The following is a 19,779-nucleotide window of genomic DNA, read 5'->3' as shown; positions in this document are numbered from 1 at the left end:
AGTAAATTTAATCATGTTAAGTTCACCTTAAGTAATCAATCAAAAAAAACTTTGCGACTCTGTTCCTTAGTGAGAAAAACACATATAACTTTTCCTCATTAGCTACTTTGCGAAAAAACATCCCAACATCAAAAAACCTACCTATCACAAGTAGACTTTCTACGAGTATCAATCAAATAAATAATTTTCCACTGATCACCGTCTTTAAACAATTGAAATGAATTAACACCACAATGACTAAATGCGCCATTATACCAAAATTCATAAGGCGTCCAGGCATTAGCCATATTACCATCAACTTGGATGCTATAATCCAATAAACGTTCATCCCATTTCTGGTCAGCTGGCCTATTTGCAATAGCATTTATAAGTTTTCCAGGTTCGTCTGTTACTAAAATATCTTTTCCCTCTTTGTTTTTGTATGCTGTTTGCATAATTATTTTATCCGCAATAACAGATTTCATAAGTGTTGTATCCCCTTTATGGAATCCTTCAAAAAAGGTATCTACTGCAGCTTTTACTTCAGTTTTTTCATCACTTTGGGAATATATAGTAGATGTAATTAAAACGAATAAATAGAATATTGCTCGTGCCATAATACTTAAATTTTAACTAAAGTAAAATAAGATCCGTAATGTTGATGTCCCTTAAAGAAAAGTTTAACATATATACTTAATTCATTACTTTTACATACTGAACTCATCTTGACTTTTTGTTTTTAACCGAAAATGAGATCAAATTTGTTCAGATGAGGCATTTTTTGCAAGGCATAGCAGTGCTAAGCATAAAAAAAGTAACAAAATATGGTCGAATTTTAGCCATTTTTTAGGAAATAGAAAAAGTCAAGATGAGTTCACTATTTAAAATCAGAAAAAAATATGTCTGTAGCTAAAAAAGAATATAAACGCATTACAGTTAAATCATTAGTTGATATGAAAGCTAATGGTGAGAAAATATCAATGTTAACAGCTTACGATTACACCATGGCAAAAATTGTTGATGGTGCTGGTATAGATGTTATACTTGTTGGAGATTCTGCAAGTAATGTGATGGCCGGACATGAAACCACATTGCCAATTACTTTAGATCAGATGATATACCATGCGTCTTCTGTAATTCGTGCTATTTACCGAGCTCTTATAGTTGTAGATTTACCTTTTGGAAGCTACCAAAGTGATCCTAAAGAAGCCCTACGATCTGCTATTAGAATTATGAAAGAAAGTGGAGCGCATTCGGTTAAATTAGAAGGAGGTAAAGAAATAAAAGACTCCATTAAACGTATATTAAATGCTGGTATTCCTGTAATGGGACATTTAGGCTTAACTCCTCAATCGATATATAAATTTGGAACTTATACAGTAAGGGCCAAAGAAGAAGAAGAAGCTCAAAGGCTTATGGAAGATGCAAAAATGCTGGAACGTATTGGATGTTTTGCAATTGTACTTGAAAAAATACCTGCTAAACTAGCTAAGCAAGTAGCAGATAGCGTAAGTATTCCTATTATAGGTATTGGTGCCGGAAACGGTGTAGATGGTCAGGTGTTGGTATTACATGATATGCTGGGAATGACTCACGAATTTAACCCTCGTTTCTTACGTCGCTATATGAATCTATATGAAGATATGACCAATGCGATCTCTCAATATGTTGACGATGTTAAAACACTTGATTTTCCAAGTGATAGTGAGCAGTATTAATAAGCCCCATTGTCCTTTGGACATTTCCCCAAAAGGGAAAACAAAATTCGCATAAATCTAGATTTGTGTTAACTTATGTAATCCGTATCAAAGTAATTCATCATTTAAAGCGAAATATCTCAGTGTAACTCAGAGAACTCCTGTGTAACAACAAAAATAGTGTCAAAAAAAATCTTTTCAAATAAAAACAACCTTCAAGTTCTTTACGAGGACAATCATATTATTATAGTTAACAAGCGTGCAGGAGACATTGTACAGGGTGACAAAACTGGAGACAAACCATTAAGCGATGTTGTAAAAGAATATATTAAAGATAAATACAACAAACCTGGAAATGTATATTTAGGAGTGGTACATCGTTTAGACAGACCAACTACAGGGCTCGTTATATTTGCAAAAACAAGTAAAGTATTACCCAGACTTAATAAATTATTCCTTTCAAAAGATATACAAAAAACATACTGGGCTGTTGTAAAAAATAAGCCTTTAAAAACAGGAGACACATTAACAAATTGGCTTAAAAAAAATCCAAAAAACAATAAATCAACAGCGTATACTAAAGAAGTTAAAGACAGTAAAAAAGCTATTCTTCATTATAAAATATTAAAAAAATTAGATAATTATTATTTGCTTGAAGTTAATTTAGAAACTGGCAGACATCATCAAATACGTTCTCAATTATCCAATATTGGATGCCCCATCAAAGGTGATTTAAAATATGGTTTTAATAGAAGCAACAAAGACGCTAGTATTCATTTACATGCAAGATATATAGAGTTTGTTCATCCTGTAAAAAAAGAACCTATAACTATTTCTGCTCCACTGCCAAAAGATGCTATTTGGGACGCTTGTTTCCCATAATTTAGATATCTTTATAAAAAACACTTTTGAATACGATACCCGAAATACTTTCAAAACAAAAAGATTTTTTTAAGTCACAAAAAACAAAGGATATCTCTTATAGATTATCACTTTTAAAGACCTTAAAGCAGGAAATAATATCTAATGAGCAAGCGGTTTACGAGGCTTTAAAAAAAGATTTCAAAAAACCAGAGTTCGAAACATTTATTAGCGAATTTGGGTTGGTTATTTCTGAACTGAATTTAGTGATTAGGAGTCTAAAGAAGTGGGCAAAGCCCAAACGAGTAAAATCGTCAATGCTCACATTTCCATCTCAAGATTATATTTATAAAGAACCTTATGGAAATGTATTAATCATTGCCCCATGGAACTATCCCTTTTTATTAGCTATAGAACCTTTAATTATGGCGATTGCTGCAGGTAATACTGTTGTTTTAAAACCTAGCGAACTAACTAAACATACCGCCCAACTCATTACCAACATTATTCAAAAAGTATTTCCAAAAACAGTTGCAATTTCCGTTGAAGGCAACGCTGAGATTGCTACAGAATTACTCACCCAAAAATGGGATTATATATTCTTTACCGGTAGTGTTCCTGTTGGAAAAATTGTTGCTCGTGCAGCAGCTAATAACCTAACACCCGTTACTTTAGAATTAGGAGGTAAATCGCCATGTATTATTGATGAAACCGTTAATTTAAAATTAGTAGCCAGACGTATCTCATGGGGAAAGTTTTTAAATGCTGGACAAACATGTATTTCTGCAGATTACATCATTATAAAATCTAATATTAAGGATGCTTTTGTTGAAGCTTTAAAAACGGAAATAACAAAAAGATATGGCGTAGCCCCAAAAGAATCTCCCGATTTACCAAGAATTATTAACAAAAGAAATGCTCTAAGGATAGCAGACATGCTGGAAGATTCTCAAGTAATTTTCGGAGGGGATGTGGATGTAGAAAATTGCTATATAGCACCTACTATTATTGATACTCCAAATTTAGATAGTAAAATAATGAGTGATGAAATTTTCGGTCCTGTTTTACCTATTCTAACTTATAATACAGCACAGGATATAGAAAATATTATATGGAATTATGAAAAACCATTAGCCCTTTATGTGTTTTCAAACCATAGCGCTTTTGTTGAGCAAACAATCAAAAAATTTAATTTTGGTGGCGGTGTAGTAAACGATCTATTAATCCATTTTGGAAATCACAGATTGCCATTTGGAGGCATAGGTTCTAGTGGTATGGGTGCTTATCATGGAAAAACAGGATTCGATACGTTTTCACATAATAAAGCAATCTCTAAGCGAGGAAATTGGTCTGATCCAGGTGTAAGATACGCGCCATATAAAGGAAAATTAGAGCTTTTAAAAAAAATGTTTAAATACTTCTCTTAATTACTGCGAGCCAATTTAAACAGGCAAATTTAATTTAGTGATATTATTATGTTGAACCCATATCATGAAACCTCTGTGCGCTTATTAATCAAAGATTTTTAGTTAAACCCAAGTTAATTAAGAAATTGGATAATCTAATACTAATTTCACGCCTTGATTAGCTTTTGATGATAATTTAAACACTGCATTAATTAAGGTTGCCCTACTTTTCATATTTATTAATCCAGACCCTTTTTCTATATCACTCATATTAAATCCTTTACCATCATCGATAGCTGTAATTTTTAGACTTTGTGTTTTATATTCTATGGTAATGGCTAAGTTTTCAGCCTCAGAATATTTTACAGAATTAGATAAAAACTCTTGTATGATTCTAAAAATAATGATTTCGTGTTTCCTATTTGTAAAATCAACTTTCTTACCTACTGTCTTAAGTTCAGCAGAAGCAAATTTCATCTTTTTAAGTCGATTTAATTCATTAGTAATAGATTTTTCAAAGCCTATATTTAAAACCACTTCATTATTTAATGTTTTTGAAAGTGCTCGTACTTCAGATAAACTATTTTTAAGCGCTTCACTCGTATCTTTAAATTTCTCCTTTTCATCATCTGCTACCTGCATTTTTAAAATACTTAGTTGCATACTGGCAAATGAGAGTAATTGTCCCACATTATCATGCAATTCCCATCCTATATTTTTAAGCGTTTGTTCTTGGATTTCTGTTTGTGCCTGTGCTATTTCTTCTTCAAAAGCCTGTTGCTGTTTAATTTTATCTAACAACAGTTTGTTCTTTCTTTTTTGAAATACAATAAAAAAGATAACAACTAGGAATGTTACAACTACTAAAACAGTAATCATATATATCAATAAATAGCGTTCTGCAGCTGTGCTCGCTAATTGTTCTCCGGTTTGCACCATATTAAAGCAAATGTAAAAGTTAAATACATAAATATATTAGCAAATAAGAAAATTTCCCATTGCAAAAAAATAAAATTCCAGTCTCGGTTGGGGTTTCCGACTTCATAAGCTAAATAAGCATCATAAAAATCTAAAGGGGTTGTAATTAGCCACCATATAAATATGGCAAAACTAATATAGAAATTTATAGATTTATAAAAAGTTAGCACTTTATCACTTTGTAATATTTCAATAAAGTAAAAAACAGCACATAAGAATACAATAATAGCTCCTAAAATACTTAAGATTGGGAAAAACTTATAAAAAAACGTATTCCAATTTAATATAATATAGATAATAGAAAAAAAGAAATATGAATATCCAAAAAGCCTAATAATAGCTCTAAAACTTTTAGTTTTTAAAATTTTACGGTAATAAAAAGAGAAAAACATAATGGCTCCTATTTGCCAATAAAGTGTAGCCCACCAATGATTCTTCTCAAAAATAGTCCCTATAAGAAAACCAAAAGATTTTTTAGGATGTACATACCAAGTATAAGAACTAATGAAATCACAAATCGTTAGATAGATTAAAAAACATATGAAATATTTAGCAACTGTAAATTTGTATTTTTTATAAAATAACAAACCTGTTACAGCTGCTAAAGATTCAATTGTATATGTAAGTATACTATAATTTTGTTTTATAAATTCTTCCACAAAAATTAGTCAGGATAACCTCCTGACCCTCCATGCCCTCTATTTAAAGGAGGAATAGGAAGGTCTGAGTCGTTACCAACAAAATTAAATGGATTCATACTAGCTTCAGCATGTCTTTTTTCCCCCGTAGGTACAAGGAACATTGTACTTAAATTACATTTTTTAGGACCGGCTTCTTGGCCATAAACACCTAGATAAACACGGTAGCCTGTAATTTTATAATTTAAACTATCTGCCTGCTTTTTTGAGTATCTCAAATAATGTTTAAGTTCTTTAGCAGACCACCATACAGAACGGTCATCTTGCTTATGTCCTCCCATTGCAGCACAAGAATCCACTGCAGGTTTTCTATACTTAGTCCAATTCTTGTTTAATTCCTTAGCGTAAGCTTGCTTAATAACCCCTCTAGGTTTTACAATTTTAGCCTCAGTATCCAATTTTGTCTCCATAGCATCTAACTCTGGATTTCTTGGACAGAAATAATACGTTAATACGGCTCCAATAACAAGCCCTAAAACAATGTAACTTAATTTCTTCATCTTTGTTTGGTTTGGTTAATAGTTAAATAAGGGGCTAAAAATAAGAAAAAGATTTAATAACGTAGTCTTTTTATTCATTTCCTAAATCCTTAAAAAAATTATGCCGGAAACCCAAGCATACCTCCCATGCCAACCGTAAAGAGCCAACAACCATAAATAGCATGCTCTAAGGAAACCAATAATGTAGATTGTGTGTTTTTATACGTTATAGCAAATAGCACCCCACCAAAAAATGTTAGTACGATCACTAAACTATTTTTAAAAAAAATGTGACCTAAAGAAAATATAATAGCATTTACAAAAATAAACAACACTTCGTTTTTAAATAAGTCTTTGTAACGTTGAAAATAAAAAGTCCTATAAATTATTTCTTGTGGATATACCGAAAAAAAGCTATAAATAAACAATATAAAAAGCCACAGTTTCGGCTTATTTATTAATACATTAAAAAGTAACTTACTATCGGTTAACCACACAAACAATGTGGTAAGTATAGCAATTACGGCTAGTTTTAAAATAGTTTGTTTCCAAAATATACGCCATTTCAAGTTTGGAGCCATCTTAAATTGTTTCTTCTCAACTCTTAATAAAACATAAATGATATATATAAAACCAATGATACCAATACCCATTTTTAATTTTATAGAGTAGTCAATAGCAAAGCTAATTGGTAGTAGAATAAAAATAATTAAAAACTCAATACCCTTATAGATTGTTGTATTCATAGTTACATATTAATTGCTGTAGTATGCTTTACTTCATTTATTACAAACATGCTATGTGTACTACCTATATGATTGATTGTGGTTAGCTTTTTAACCATAAATTCTCGAAAAGCCTGCATGTCTTTTACTAAAACTTTTAATAAATAGTCGTAATCACCACTAATATGATAACATTCTAACACTTCACTTATATTAGCTACCTCTTTTTCGAACTTTACAACATAGTCCTGACTGTGCTGTATGAGCTTGATATGACAAAATGCTACAAAGGCTTTATCTACAAGCTCTTTATTTACTAATGCTACATATCCATCAATATAGCCCTCCCTTTCAAGTTTTTTTATACGTTCATAAACCGCCGTCACAGAAAGATTCAGCTTATTAGAAAGCTCTTTATTTGTTTGTTTGCTATCTATCTGTAAATAATCTAATAACCTCCTATCAATATCATCAAATACCATAATTGAAAATTTTTCATTAAAATATATAAAAACAAACAAAAAACAATATAATTATCTAAATTATTAAAATAATTTAGTTTTATTTTCTAAATAATAAACCATTCATTGTTTTATAGTCTTTTAATATTGAATTTTGTTATATCATTAATTAAATCTAAAATGTCATGGCTTTTAAACCTGCAAATAGTATACAAGACTTACAATATTTTGGTGAATTTGGAGGTGTAAACCCTTCTATTTCAGATTCCTCTACCTACACATTCTTATCTGCAAAAACCATGTTTGACACCTTTGAAGGTAACGCAGACGGTTGCTATTTATATTCGCGGCATTCTTCTCCTTCAAATCTATACTTAGGGGAAGCTTTAGCAGCTATGGAAAGTACTGAAACTGCAAATGTTTCGGCATCTGGTATGGGAGCTATTACACCTGTACTATTACAGTTATGTGATGCTGGAGACCACATTATTTCTAGCAGAACTATTTACGGTGGTACGTATGCTTTTTTGAAAAATTTTATACCACGGTTTAATATTGACACATCTTTTGTTGATATTACAGATTTGGAAATCGTCGAAAACGCCATTACAAAAAACACAAAAGTATTGTATTGTGAATCTGTTAGTAATCCACTTTTAGAAGTTGCTAATATTAAAGGATTAGCCAATATTGCCAAGAGACATAATTTAAAATTAATCGTAGATAACACCTTTTCTCCACTCTCTATCTCACCAGCAATACTCGGTGCTGATGTAGTGATTCACAGTCTAACAAAATTTATTAATGGGTCTAGTGATACCGTTGGTGGTGTTGTTTGTGGTACTCAAGAATTTATAAATGATTTACGTAATGTGAATGATGGTGCATCTATGCTATTGGGCTCAACAATGGATAGTTTAAGAGCTTCATCCGTATTAAAAAACCTAAGAACATTGCATATTAGAATGCAACAGCATAGCCATAATGCCACTTATTTAGCTAAAAAATTCGAAGCAGACGGTCTAAAAACTGTTTATCCTGGATTAGAATCTCATCCATCACATGAATTATTTAAAAGTATGATGAATGAAAAATATGGTTTTGGAGGTATGCTAACAATCGATGTTGGCTCTTTGGATAAAGCAAACGAACTTATGGAAATGATGCAAGACAAAAACTTAGGATATTTAGCAGTGAGCCTAGGATTTTACAAAACCCTGTTTAGTGCCCCAGGAAGTTCTACATCATCTGAAATTCCAGAGGAAGAACAAAAAGAAATGGGTTTAAGTGACGGATTAATTCGCTTTTCAATAGGTTTAGATGCAGATATTGAACGCACTTATAAAACCATGCGAGCATGTATGGAGACGCTTAATATTCTTGACTCCAAACGAGAAACCGTTAAATCCCTTTGATACGCTCCCACAAATCGGACATGGCAGTTTTAAAATCATCAAATTGAGGTTCAAACGGCTTTATGTTTAATCGATTACCATCTTTGTATAATGTTAAACTAAAAACAGAAGAATTTGGATCGTTTTCATCTAAAATAGGATACCTCAAATCATTGTATCGATACGCATTATCTGTAACTTTATAAACACTATAATAATGATTACTAAACCATGCTAAGTCTTTAATATCATCAAACTCTGAAGGATTTAAATCGCGTTGCTTTGGTAATTCTTTAAAATTCAAAAACCTATTTTTCCTATCCAACAAAGAATAATTAGCCATAAAATATGAAGCATCAGTTTCTACTATTCCATACCATAACACATTGTTAAATATGGCAGGTTGGGTACTGTAGCGATTAAATTTAATATGATGTTCTGCCATAGACTTTCTAAATATAGTATCTATATAAAACTTATTACCTAAGGTTAGTAACATGTAAACAGAACTTATTCCTAATCCTAACTTTAACCAAAGCTTTCTTTTATTCGATTTTCTATTAAAAAACATGAGAACAATTATACAGATTAGAAATGGTAAGGTATAAATAGGGTCAACAACCGCAATATTGTTAAAGGCAACACGATAATTACTAAGCGGTGTAAATAATTGAGTACCGTAAGGTGTAAAACAATCTAAGATAGGGTGTGTGAATAAAGACCAAAAGAACAAACGAACCCAATCATTTTTAGTAGTTGTATGCAAACGTTTACCCGAATTATATAATTTATAGGTAACCCAACCAAAAAGAAACGCTGCAAGAACAGAAAATAAAATAGAATACATAAAGCCTCTGTGAAACAACATAGCATCAATTTCATTATTATAAATCAAACTACCAATGTACACATCCAAATCTGGAATTGTACCACCAATAGCACCAAACAATAAAGCCTTATTTCCTATTTTTTTCCCCAGAACCGCTTCTCCACAAGCTGCTCCTAAAACGATTTGAGTTAATGAATCCATGTATGCGATAAAAATACAATTTAAACCAGAACACACATTATATACTTCAATATTTTAATTTATTTTGCAAAGACTTATAATAATTTATTTTTTGAGTAGTCTTTATAATATGCTTTTGAATTTTAGTTTTAAATTTTAAAAGTTCTTCAAAACGTTTCATTTCACGCTTTTCTTCATAATTAAATTCTATCACATAAATATATTCTAGAGTTTTTAAGCTTCTAGATAATTGCCGGTTATGCTTTTTAAGTTCTACCCTTACATCTTTAACGTCAAGGTCTACATTTCCACTTGATAAAACAGTGTGCTTCATTGTTATTAAATCTATTTTAATTTAAGCCTAAGCGAGAGAGTTTACTAATAAGTTAGGAGGCAAAGCTAACTCTAGATGAAAAAATTTTAAATTATAAATCAATTGTATTAAAAACAGTAGTGTACTTGCAAAAAATCAAAATAATTAATTGCATAATTTTGTTATAAATACAAAGATTAACTATGCGTTGATTATTATGACACAAATTTTACAGAAAAGTCACGCGATTTTTTACACATTCACAATAACTCTTAATAAACATTTAAAAATCGAAGCTCAGCAATTTGCTAAAAGATAAGTATTGTTGTAACATTACGTGACTAAAACTTTACATATGCAAGACGAAAATAATCTTTCAGAAATAAAAATAGAAGATCAAAAAATAATAGAAAACAAAGAACTTAATATCTGGGAAGCCCTCATCCCTGTACTTGCATTAGTTGGAATGTTAGCCTATAATATATATGTTTATGGTGATGATGCCTTAAGTGGAAGTAATCAATTTGTTCTATTATTAGGCGCTGCCGTTGCTGCTATTGTAGGCTTTAGAAACAAAGTCTCTTATGAAAGAATGCTTGAAGAAGTCGCAGAAAACATAAAATCGACTACAGGTGCATTGCTAATATTATTAATGGTGGGTTCATTGGCAGGAACCTGGTTAGTTAGTGGTATTATTCCAACAATGATTTATTATGGTCTACAAATATTAAACCCTACAATATTTTTAGCTGCTTGCGTCATCATTTGCTCTATTATTTCGATAGCGACAGGTAGTTCCTGGACCACATCTGCTACTGTTGGCATCGCTCTTGTTGGAATTGGAGAAACATTAGGTATTTCTATAGGTATGACTGCTGGTGCCGTTTTATCAGGAGCTTATTTTGGAGATAAGATGTCACCACTTAGTGATACTACCAACCTAGCACCTGCCATGGCTGGTGGCGAATTATTTAGTCACATAAAATATATGGCATTAACAACAGTACCTACCATATTAGTAACGCTTATCATTTTTATAATAATAGGATTAAATATTGATGTAACCGGTACACCACAAATAGAAGATAAACTATCTGCTATAAAAAATGCTTTTAATATAAGCCCTTGGTTATTCATTGTTCCTGTTTTAGTCATTATAATGATTGTAAAGAAAACACCACCTTTAATTGCATTATTAACAGGCTCTTTACTTGGAGGGGTTACTGCTCTTATAGCGCAACCAGACATTATAATAAAGATAGCTGGAGCAGAATCGTTATCGTTGCAATCTGCTTACCAAGGTGTTATGAATGCTTTAACTGTAGACACTGCTGTCGAAACCTCAAGTGAAGAATTAAATGATTTATTTACATCCGGAGGTATGAAAGGTATGCTAGGTACGATTTGGTTAATTGTTTGTGCTATGGTTTTTGGAGGCGTTATGGATGCCATAGGTGCGTTATCAAGAATTACCAAATCTTTACTCAACTTAGCGACTACTACATTTGGTTTATTCGCAAGTACTGTTGCTAGTTGCTTAGCTTTAAACCTAACAGCATCCGATCAATATTTAGCTTTAGTAGTTCCAGGAAAAATGTTCAAACAAGCTTATAAGGATAGAGGATTAGCTCCAGAGAATTTAAGTAGAACACTTGAAGACTCTGGTACTGTAACTTCGGTTCTAATTCCCTGGAATACTTGTGGTGCTTATCATTCAAAGGTGTTATTTGGATATGCTGGAGCTACTGCATACATTCCATATGTCTTTTTTAGTATTCTTAGTCCATTCGTTACATTATTATTCGCTGGCTTTTCAATTAAAATTAAGCAACTTACTAAGAAATAAGATTAAATTATAGTTATTTATTTTTAAAATAGACAAAATCTATAGTAAAATAAATAATTAAAATTTCTATCCTTATTAAAATCACTATTCTATTTTATATTTGCAGCGTCGAAAATTAATAATAATTAAAATATAAAAACACATGGCATTAGTAGGAAAAAAATTTCCAGATTTAAACGTTGACGCAATGAACGATATGGGAGATACTTTTAAAGTAAACGTTCTTGAAGAAGCTGTTAATAACAAGAAAAAAGTAGTTTTATTTTGGTATCCAAAAGATTTCACATTTGTATGTCCAACAGAATTACATGCATTTCAAGCAGCTTTACCAGAATTTGAAAAACGTAATACTATTGTTATCGGAGCTTCTTGTGATACACCAGAAGTTCATTTTGCTTGGTTAAGTGCTTCAAAAGACAATGGAGGAATTGAAGGTGTTACCTACCCGCTTCTTGCTGACAGTAATAGAAATCTATCAAGTATTTTAGGTATTCTAGATATTACTAATGAAACTTACGATGAAGAAACTGGTACGGTTCAAGTTGAAGGAGACAATGTAACTTACAGAGCTACTTATATTATTGATGAAGATGGTATTGTACAACATGAAAGTATCAATAATATGCCTTTAGGTAGAAATGTTGGTGAATATATTCGTCTTGTTGATGCATTAACTCATGTACAAGAAAAAGGAGAAGTTTGTCCAGCTAACTGGGAAGAAGGTAAAGAAGCTATGGCACCTAATGCTAAAGGGACTGCAGAGTATTTAGCTGCTCATGTAAACTAGTCTGATGGTACAAGAATTAAATCAAGATAATTTAGGCGAATTAATTGCTAGTAATGAGACTGTTGTTGTACAATATTCTGCAACATGGTGTGGTAACTGCCGTATTATGAAACCTAAGTTTAAGAAACTAGCTTCAGAAAACGAAGAGGCTTCTTTTGTTATTGCTGATGCGGAAAAATTTCCAGAATCAAGAAAGTTAGCAACTGTTGATAATTTACCAACCTTTGCTACTTTTAAGCGTGGTGAATTTGTAAAACAAGTTCAAACAAACAAATTTGAAGTTTTAAAAGAATTAGTTAACGAAGTCATTTAAATGAAATTTCTGCTTTCGCGGAAATAAAAAACACATGATTAAATGAAGTTACCAGTAATTAAGCACCTTACACAGTTTATTGAAGACAACGATGAGGATTTTGTAATAGAAACTATCGAAACCCTTGAAGCTTTAACAGAAGTTCCTTCTTTAAAAGACGAAGAACTAGATGTTATTGGGGAACTTATTTCCAATATGTATGGTGCCGTTGAAGTCAATAAAATGATAAAAGATGGTACAGGAAAGAAAGAAGCTTTAAATAGTTTTATGAAACGTGTTTTAGGTTCTATAGATAAATAACAAAAGAAAAATTACCGATAAAAAACCACTCTGCTTTTGCAAAGTGGTTTTTTTGTTTGAATTAAAGTTAAGCCTATAGGTTCGTTTTAACAGACTGAATGCCTGTTTCATAAAATACCGAAGTAGAAGATAATAAACATTTTAAAAATGAATTCGTGTGAATTCGTGCAATTCGTGTCAAAGTTTTTAGAATTTGAGACCAATAAATAAAAGGGGAAATATAATACTATTTCAAAAGCTCGATAATAATTTCAAACCCCTTTTCTTTGGCATAATCCAAAGCTGTACTGCCTTCGTTATCTTTAACATGTTTATCTGCACCATGTTTCAGTAACAATTCGACAATATTTTGTTTATTGTAAGTGGAAGCAAAGATTAAAGGAGTCATTCCATTTGAGTTTTTAGCATTTATATCTGCTCCGTTTTGTATTAAATATTCTGTTAAAGGCTCACTACCTTTAAAAGACACACCCATTAAAGCAGTATTTCCTGAAGCATCGATAGCATCTACTGGCGCATTATTTTCCACTAAAGTTTTAACTATAGATTCTTTATCAAAATATGCTGCAAAAATTAACGGTGTAAAACCTCTTGCATCTCTAACATTAACTAAATTTGGATTAAACCTAAGCTGCTCCTCAACCTGATTCTTATCACCAGATTGAATTGCACTGAAAAAAATATCTGTATCATTCATATACTATTATTGCTTTTAAATAAAATTGGGATAAGCATAATAAAACACATACCCCAATTTTATTATCAAAAAACTAAAAATCAGTGTAAATCAAAACGATCTAAGTTCATAACCTTTGTCCACGCTTTAACAAAGTCATTTACAAATTTCTCTTCAGCATCATCGGCACCATAAACTTCTGCAACGGCTCTAAGTTCAGTATTTGAACCAAAAATCAAATCTGCTCTGGTTCCTGTAAACCTTACAACACCTGTTCTACGGTCACTTCCTTCAAACAATGTATCATCATCTGATGTTGCTTTCCATGTATAGGTAAAATCCAGAAGATTAGTAAAGAAATCATTAGTCAGACTACCAGGTTTATCTGTAAAAACACCATGACTTGAACCATCATAATTTGTTTCTAATACTCGCAACCCACCAATTAATACAGTCATTTCCGGAATAGAAAGCGTTAATAAGTTCGCTCTATCTATTAATAAGTCTTCAGCAGATATAGATAAATTAGGTTTTATATAATTTCTAAAACCATCGGCTTGAGGTTCTAAATAACTAAACGACTCTACGTCTGTTTGTTCTTGCGAAGCATCTCCTCTACCTTCTTGAAAAGGCACCGTAATACTAAAACCTGAATTGCTAGCTGCCTGCTCTACACCAACTGCCCCACCTAAAACAATTAAATCTGCTATGGAAATAGTTCCACTAAATTCTTTCTGAATACCTTCATATACTGCAAGTACTTTTGACAGTTCTGTTGGATTATTCACTTCCCAATCTTTTTGAGGTGCTAAACGAATACGTCCTCCATTTGCACCTCCTCGCATATCCGAACCTCTAAATGTAGATGCTGATGCCCAAGCTGTTGTTACCAATTGTGATACCGATAAACCTGAAGTACTAATCATATTCTTTAAAGACGTTACATCGTCTTTACTTAGCTTATAATCTACTGAAGGTATCGGGTCTTGCCATAATAATTCTTCGTCTGGTACTTCCGGACCTAAATAACGAGATATTGGCCCCATATCCCGGTGGGTTAATTTGTACCAAGCACGAGCAAACGCATCTTCAAATGCTTTATGATCTTTATGGAAACGTTTAGAAATTTCCAGATAAGTTGGGTCTAGTTTTAAAGCCATATCTGCATCTGTCATCATTAAAGCTTGACGCTTTGAAGCATCTCCTGCAGCGGGAGCCATTCTAGCTTGCGATTCTTTTGTTGGAGTCCATTGACTTGCTCCTGCTGGGCTTTTAGTTAACTCCCAATCATAATTCAATAGTACATCAAAAAAGTCATGATCCCATTGTGACGGGTTTGGTGTCCAAGCCCCTTCAAGACCACTTGTAATAGCATCATCTAAAACTCCTGTTCCGAATGTATTTTTCCAACCTGTACTCATCTCTTCAATAGAAGCTCCTGCAGGTTCAGCACCTACATATTTATTTGGATCTGCAGCTCCATGCGCTTTTCCAAAGGTATGCCCTCCGGCAGTTAAAGCTACGGTTTCTTCATCATTCATAGCCATACGACCAAAAGTTTCCTTCATAAGCTTGGCTGTTCCCAATGGATCGGATGCTCCATTAGGTCCTTCTGGATTTACATAAATTAATCCCATATGAGCAGCTCCTAAATGCCCTTCTATGTTGTCTTCTTTTTCAAATCGCTCTTTATTTCCTAACCACTCGGTTTCTGAACCCCAATATATATCCTGTTCTGGCTCCCAAACATCCTCACGACCACCGGCAAAACCAAATGTTTTAAAACCCATTGATTCTAATGCACAATTACCTGCAAGAATTAATAAATCTGCCCAGGAAATTTTCTTTCCATATTTCTTTTTTATAGGCCAAAGTAATAAACGCGCCTTATCTAAATTTCCATTATCAGGCCAACTATTTAATGGTGCAAAACGCTGATTTCCTGTTGCTGCACCTCCACGTCCATCTCCAACACGATAGGTTCCAGCACTATGCCACGCCATACGTATCATAAATGGTCCATAATGTCCATAATCTGCTGGCCACCAGTCCTGAGAATCTGTCATTAAATCAATAACCTCTTGTTTTAAAACTGAAAAATCAACACTATTAAAAGCTTCTGCATAATTAAAATCTTCTCCCATTGGATTAGATTTTCCTCCATGTTGACGAAGAATGTTTAATTTAAGTTCATTTGGCCACCAATCTCGGTTCCTTGTACCACTACCAGCTGTTTCTTTTTGAGTTCCACCCATAAATGGGCATTTGCTTATGTCTCCTCCTTTAGTATCCATTTATTTTTTTATTTATTTAGTTTATCTACCCAAATTTACTTTTTAAGTAAGAAAGTTCAATGCAAATTTTATATTTATATGTTATAAAACTATAATCAATATTTATCAAAAATAGATTGATTATAGTTTTTAATAATAATTCTGATAATTTTTATAATTAGCATTTATAAACAATTTTATATGCTTACTTTTAAAGTTCAATTAAATAAATAAAAAATGGCTACAGTAACCTTAAAAGGAAATCCAATAGAAACATCTGGAAACTTACCACAAATAGGGAGTTCAGCTCCAGATTTCACATTAACAGCAACCGATTTATCAACTAAAACCTTAAGCGATTTTAAAGGGCAAAAATTGGTGTTAAATATTTTCCCTAGCATTGATACGGGAACTTGCGCACAATCGGTGAGACAATTTAATAAAGAAGCAAGCCAACTGGAAAAAACGAAAGTTTTATGTATCTCTCACGATCTACCATTTGCACATGCACGTTTTTGTGGTGCTGAAGGTTTAGAAGATGTTATTAGCTTATCTGATTATAAAGACGGTAGCTTTGGAAAAGCTTACGGATTGAATTTCATTACAGGTCCATTAGAAGCTTTGCATTCTAGAAGTGTTATAATAGTAGATGAAAATGGTTTAGTAACATATACCGAACAGGTTTCTGAAACTGTTGACGAACCAAATTATAAAGCTGCTCTTGAAGCGTTATAAAGATTTTTTTTTTACTTCTTTTAATATGGCAAAGAAAGACTCCTTTATAGTAAATCGGATAAAAAGTGTTGGTTATGCCTATAAAGGAGCCTTATTACTTTTAAAAACAGAAGCTAGTATTAAAATTCAATTTGCAATTGCAGTGATACTCACAATTGCGGGAATTTATTATGAAATTTCATCTATAGAATGGATTATTCAACTATTATGTATAGGTGTTGTAATGAGCATTGAAGGTGTAAATACAGCTATAGAAGCCGTAGCCGATTTTATTCACCCAGAGCATCATAGTAAAATAGGTCTAATAAAAGATATAGCTGCCGGAGCGGTTTTTATTGCTTCAACCTTTGCCACAATTATTGGTTTTATTATTTATTTTCCAAAGATTTTTTAAAATACTATTACTTTAGGATAAACGTTAGTAATTTGTATTTTTGTTCAAACTAACACCCCATTAATGGCGAAAAGAAAAACTAAGACTAAAAAACCACCAAAACAAAAAATCAAAAAGCCTAGTTTTAAATTATCAAATCAACAAAAGTTGGTATATGGTACTTTACTAGTTATATGTGGTGTTTGGTTATGTATAGCCTTAGTTTCCTATTTTTTTACAGGAGAAGCAGATCAAAGCATTATCGATACATTTCCTTCTAGAACTTCGGAAACTCAAAATTGGGTAAGCCAATTTGGAGCTTGGATAGGTGAATTATTTATTCAACGTGGTTTTGGTGTTGCTTCATTTATATACTCTGGACTAATTTTTTTATCAGGTATTTATGTTTTAATGAATCTCAATAAAGCGAAACTAAGAAAACATTGGTTTTGGGGGATTTTGATATCTATTTGGTTGTCCGTTCTTTTCGGATTCTTTAAAAATAAGACCGATATTCTTGGAGGTACTATTGGTTTTGAGGTAAATTCTTTTTTGCAGGATTATATTGGAAAAATAGGGACCTCCCTCCTTCTTTTACTAGGACTAATTACATATTTAGCAATTCGTTTTAGAGTCACTTTTGAAAGTTTAGCGAATATTTTTAAATCTGCAAAAAAGGATATTAAAAATGAAATTTCGGATTTAAAGGATGATTTAATTATTCCACTAGATAATAACTTGTCTGAAGAAGCAGAAGCTATAAAAACTGCTTATGAAATTCCTTTACAAAACGAAGAACCTGCATTAAAGAAGGATACTAAACCTGCTAAAGACATAGCACCGCTTGAAGTTAAGGTCGCTCCAAAAGAAGAGGAAGAAGAATTAGATCTTGAAATGAAAGTTGAAAAGGTTGCAGAAGAACTTTCAGAAACAAATAATTTAGCTAATAAGTTAGTTGAGGATTTTGGACAATTCGATCCTACACTTGAATTGGCCAAATATCAATTTCCTCATCTCGATCTCTTAAAAAAATATGATTCTGAGGGTATTACCATCAATCAAGAAGAATTAGAGGAGAACAAAAATAAAATTGTTGAAACGTTAAGCAACTACAAGATAGGTATTGCCAGTATTAAAGCGACTATAGGTCCAACAGTTACTCTATATGAAATAGTTCCTGAAGCAGGTGTTCGTATTTCAAAAATTAAAAATTTAGAGGACGATATCGCGTTATCATTATCTGCTCTTGGTATTCGTATTATCGCCCCTATTCCTGGGAAAGGTACTATTGGTATAGAAGTTCCTAATAAAAATTCTACCATCGTATCAATGCGTTCGGTAATTGCGTCTAAAAAGTTTCAAACTTCAGAAATGCAACTTCCTATCGCTTTAGGAAAAACGATTAGTAACGAAACTTTTGTGGTTGATCTTGCAAAAATGCCTCACTTATTAATGGCAGGTGCAACAGGACAAGGTAAATCGGTAGGTTTAAATGCTGTTTTAACATCATTACTATATAAAAAGCATCCAGCAGAAGTTAAATTTATTTTAGTCGACCCTAAAAAAGTAGAGCTCACCCTTTTTAATAAAATTGAACGTCATTATTTGGCAAAATTACCAGATAGTGAAGATGCCATCATTACCGACAACACTAAAGTTATCAATACATTAAACTCTTTATGTATTGAAATGGATAACCGTTACGAGCTTCTAAAAAATGCCATGTGTAGAAACATTGCAGAATACAATGCCAAGTTTAAAGATCGTAAATTAAACCCTAATGATGGACACCAGTTCTTACCTTATATCGTTCTTGTAGTTGATGAGTTTGCTGATCTAATTATGACAGCTGGAAAAGAGGTCGAAACACCTATAGCACGTTTAGCACAATTAGCCAGAGCAATCGGGATACACTTAATTATCGCAACACAACGTCCATCTGTTAATGTAATTACTGGTATAATAAAAGCGAATTTCCCTGCTCGTATCGCATTTAGAGTAACTTCTAAAATTGACTCAAGAACTATTCTAGACGGCTCCGGTGCAGATCAATTAATTGGTCGTGGAGATATGTTATTCACACAAGGGAATGATGTTATTCGTGTGCAGTGTGCTTTTGTTGACACACCAGAAGTTGAAAAAATAACAGATTACATAGGATCTCAAAAAGCATATCCAGATGCCTACCTATTGCCAGAATATGTTGGTGAAGAAAGTGGCACAGGTATTGATATAGACATATCAGACAGAGATAAACTGTTTAAAGATGCAGCCATCGTTATCGTAACAGCACAACAAGGTTCTGCTTCTTTATTGCAACGAAAGTTAAAATTAGGCTACAATAGAGCCGGAAGATTAATTGATCAATTAGAAGCGGCTGGAATAGTAGGCCCTTTTGAAGGTAGTAAAGCTAGACAAGTTTTAATTACAGACTTAATAGCTTTAGATCAACATTTAGAAAACGAGATTTAATTTA

At 32.3% G+C, this 19,779-nt stretch carries 21 protein-coding genes; 11 read left to right on the top strand and 10 right to left on the bottom strand.

The window, feature by feature from the left end:
- Window positions 1–137: 137 nt before the first annotated feature.
- Entirely contained in the window at window positions 138–596 is a 459-nt protein-coding gene (locus Q4Q34_RS15895; protein ID WP_303315245.1) for a nuclear transport factor 2 family protein, read from the bottom strand.
- 282 nt (window positions 597–878) lie between these two features.
- Here Q4Q34_RS15895 and panB point away from each other — a divergent pair, with 282 nt between their 5' ends.
- The 3 genes from panB to Q4Q34_RS15880 all read left to right on the top strand — a co-directional run bounded on the left by panB (window position 879) and on the right by Q4Q34_RS15880 (window position 3,964).
- The gene (panB, locus tag Q4Q34_RS15890; RefSeq protein ID WP_303315247.1) at window positions 879–1,697 is read left to right on the top strand and encodes a 3-methyl-2-oxobutanoate hydroxymethyltransferase; all 819 of its coding nucleotides are present in this window, start codon (window positions 879–881) and stop codon (window positions 1,695–1,697) included.
- A 159-nt stretch (window positions 1,698–1,856) separates the two neighbouring features.
- Window positions 1,857–2,558, top strand: a complete 702-nt coding sequence (locus tag Q4Q34_RS15885; protein WP_303315249.1) for an RluA family pseudouridine synthase — start codon at window positions 1,857–1,859, stop codon at window positions 2,556–2,558.
- 26 nt (window positions 2,559–2,584) lie between these two features.
- On the top strand, window positions 2,585–3,964 hold the full coding sequence (locus tag Q4Q34_RS15880; RefSeq protein WP_303315250.1) for an aldehyde dehydrogenase: 1,380 nt from the start codon (window positions 2,585–2,587) through the stop codon (window positions 3,962–3,964).
- A 117-nt stretch (window positions 3,965–4,081) separates the two neighbouring features.
- Here Q4Q34_RS15880 and Q4Q34_RS15875 read toward each other — a convergent pair whose 3' ends face one another.
- From Q4Q34_RS15875 to Q4Q34_RS15855, 5 genes are all read right to left on the bottom strand, one after another.
- Window positions 4,082–4,882 (bottom strand): sensor histidine kinase, encoded by an 801-nt coding sequence (locus Q4Q34_RS15875; protein ID WP_303315251.1) that lies wholly within the window; start codon window positions 4,880–4,882, stop codon window positions 4,082–4,084.
- Window positions 4,858–5,580: a hypothetical protein gene (locus Q4Q34_RS15870; protein ID WP_303315253.1), complete on the bottom strand. Its 723-nt coding sequence runs from the start codon at window positions 5,578–5,580 to the stop codon at window positions 4,858–4,860. The genes Q4Q34_RS15875 and Q4Q34_RS15870 overlap by 25 nt, the downstream gene beginning before the upstream one ends.
- A gap of 5 nt (window positions 5,581–5,585) precedes the next feature.
- Window positions 5,586–6,119 carry a hypothetical protein gene (locus Q4Q34_RS15865; protein WP_303315254.1) on the bottom strand — a complete coding sequence of 178 codons (534 nt, stop codon included), beginning with the start codon at window positions 6,117–6,119 and terminating at the stop codon, window positions 5,586–5,588.
- 98 nt (window positions 6,120–6,217) lie between these two features.
- The gene (locus tag Q4Q34_RS15860; RefSeq protein WP_303315255.1) at window positions 6,218–6,844 is read right to left on the bottom strand and encodes a CPBP family intramembrane glutamic endopeptidase; all 627 of its coding nucleotides are present in this window, start codon (window positions 6,842–6,844) and stop codon (window positions 6,218–6,220) included.
- Between the two features lie 2 nt (window positions 6,845–6,846).
- On the bottom strand, window positions 6,847–7,305 hold the full coding sequence (locus Q4Q34_RS15855; RefSeq protein WP_303316291.1) for an Lrp/AsnC family transcriptional regulator: 459 nt from the start codon (window positions 7,303–7,305) through the stop codon (window positions 6,847–6,849).
- A 164-nt stretch (window positions 7,306–7,469) separates the two neighbouring features.
- Between Q4Q34_RS15855 and Q4Q34_RS15850 the strand changes: the two genes are divergently transcribed.
- Window positions 7,470–8,699, top strand: coding sequence for an aminotransferase class I/II-fold pyridoxal phosphate-dependent enzyme (locus Q4Q34_RS15850; protein ID WP_303315256.1), 1,230 nt, complete (start codon window positions 7,470–7,472; stop codon window positions 8,697–8,699).
- Here the strand turns inward: Q4Q34_RS15850 and Q4Q34_RS15845 are convergent.
- Together Q4Q34_RS15845 and Q4Q34_RS15840 are read right to left on the bottom strand one after the other, a co-directional pair.
- On the bottom strand, window positions 8,686–9,708 hold the full coding sequence (locus Q4Q34_RS15845; protein WP_303315257.1) for a metal-dependent hydrolase: 1,023 nt from the start codon (window positions 9,706–9,708) through the stop codon (window positions 8,686–8,688). The two genes, Q4Q34_RS15850 and Q4Q34_RS15845, sit on opposite strands and share 14 nt — an antisense overlap.
- Before the next feature lie 46 nt (window positions 9,709–9,754).
- Entirely contained in the window at window positions 9,755–10,021 is a 267-nt protein-coding gene (locus Q4Q34_RS15840) for a hypothetical protein (RefSeq protein WP_303315258.1), read from the bottom strand.
- 334 nt (window positions 10,022–10,355) lie between these two features.
- Here Q4Q34_RS15840 and nhaC point away from each other — a divergent pair, with 334 nt between their 5' ends.
- From nhaC to Q4Q34_RS15820, 4 genes are all read left to right on the top strand, one after another.
- A complete protein-coding gene (nhaC, locus tag Q4Q34_RS15835) occupies window positions 10,356–11,846 on the top strand; it encodes a Na+/H+ antiporter NhaC (RefSeq protein WP_303315259.1) in 1,491 nt (496 codons plus the stop codon).
- Between the two features lie 142 nt (window positions 11,847–11,988).
- Window positions 11,989–12,633, top strand: coding sequence for a peroxiredoxin (locus Q4Q34_RS15830; RefSeq protein ID WP_303315260.1), 645 nt, complete (start codon window positions 11,989–11,991; stop codon window positions 12,631–12,633).
- Window positions 12,634–12,637: 4 nt separating this feature from the next.
- Entirely contained in the window at window positions 12,638–12,946 is a 309-nt protein-coding gene (locus Q4Q34_RS15825; RefSeq protein ID WP_303315261.1) for a thioredoxin family protein, read from the top strand.
- Between the two features lie 42 nt (window positions 12,947–12,988).
- Window positions 12,989–13,246 carry a DUF6952 family protein gene (locus Q4Q34_RS15820; protein ID WP_303315262.1) on the top strand — a complete coding sequence of 86 codons (258 nt, stop codon included), beginning with the start codon at window positions 12,989–12,991 and terminating at the stop codon, window positions 13,244–13,246.
- A gap of 226 nt (window positions 13,247–13,472) precedes the next feature.
- On the opposite strand, the gene Q4Q34_RS15815 is transcribed toward Q4Q34_RS15820, so the two are convergent.
- Window positions 13,473–13,943, bottom strand: a complete 471-nt coding sequence (locus Q4Q34_RS15815; protein ID WP_303315263.1) for an ankyrin repeat domain-containing protein — start codon at window positions 13,941–13,943, stop codon at window positions 13,473–13,475.
- Window positions 13,944–14,023: 80 nt separating this feature from the next.
- A complete protein-coding gene (katG, locus tag Q4Q34_RS15810; protein ID WP_303315264.1) occupies window positions 14,024–16,216 on the bottom strand; it encodes a catalase/peroxidase HPI in 2,193 nt (730 codons plus the stop codon).
- Between the two features lie 216 nt (window positions 16,217–16,432).
- On the opposite strand from katG, the gene tpx reads away from it, so the two are divergent.
- The 3 genes from tpx to Q4Q34_RS15795 all read left to right on the top strand — a co-directional run bounded on the left by tpx (window position 16,433) and on the right by Q4Q34_RS15795 (window position 19,775).
- Window positions 16,433–16,930 carry a thiol peroxidase gene (tpx, locus tag Q4Q34_RS15805; RefSeq protein ID WP_303315265.1) on the top strand — a complete coding sequence of 166 codons (498 nt, stop codon included), beginning with the start codon at window positions 16,433–16,435 and terminating at the stop codon, window positions 16,928–16,930.
- Window positions 16,931–16,955: 25 nt separating this feature from the next.
- Window positions 16,956–17,324: a diacylglycerol kinase gene (locus tag Q4Q34_RS15800; RefSeq protein ID WP_303315266.1), complete on the top strand. Its 369-nt coding sequence runs from the start codon at window positions 16,956–16,958 to the stop codon at window positions 17,322–17,324.
- A gap of 63 nt (window positions 17,325–17,387) precedes the next feature.
- Entirely contained in the window at window positions 17,388–19,775 is a 2,388-nt protein-coding gene (locus Q4Q34_RS15795; RefSeq protein WP_303315267.1) for an FtsK/SpoIIIE family DNA translocase, read from the top strand.
- The last annotated feature ends 4 nt before the right edge of the window (window positions 19,776–19,779 follow it).

The sequence above is a fragment of the Flavivirga abyssicola genome (assembly GCF_030540775.2).
Classification (GTDB): domain Bacteria; phylum Bacteroidota; class Bacteroidia; order Flavobacteriales; family Flavobacteriaceae; genus Flavivirga; species Flavivirga abyssicola.
The sequence above is the reverse complement of the archived record's forward strand: the minus strand, read 5'-3'. Positions and strand labels throughout refer to the sequence as shown.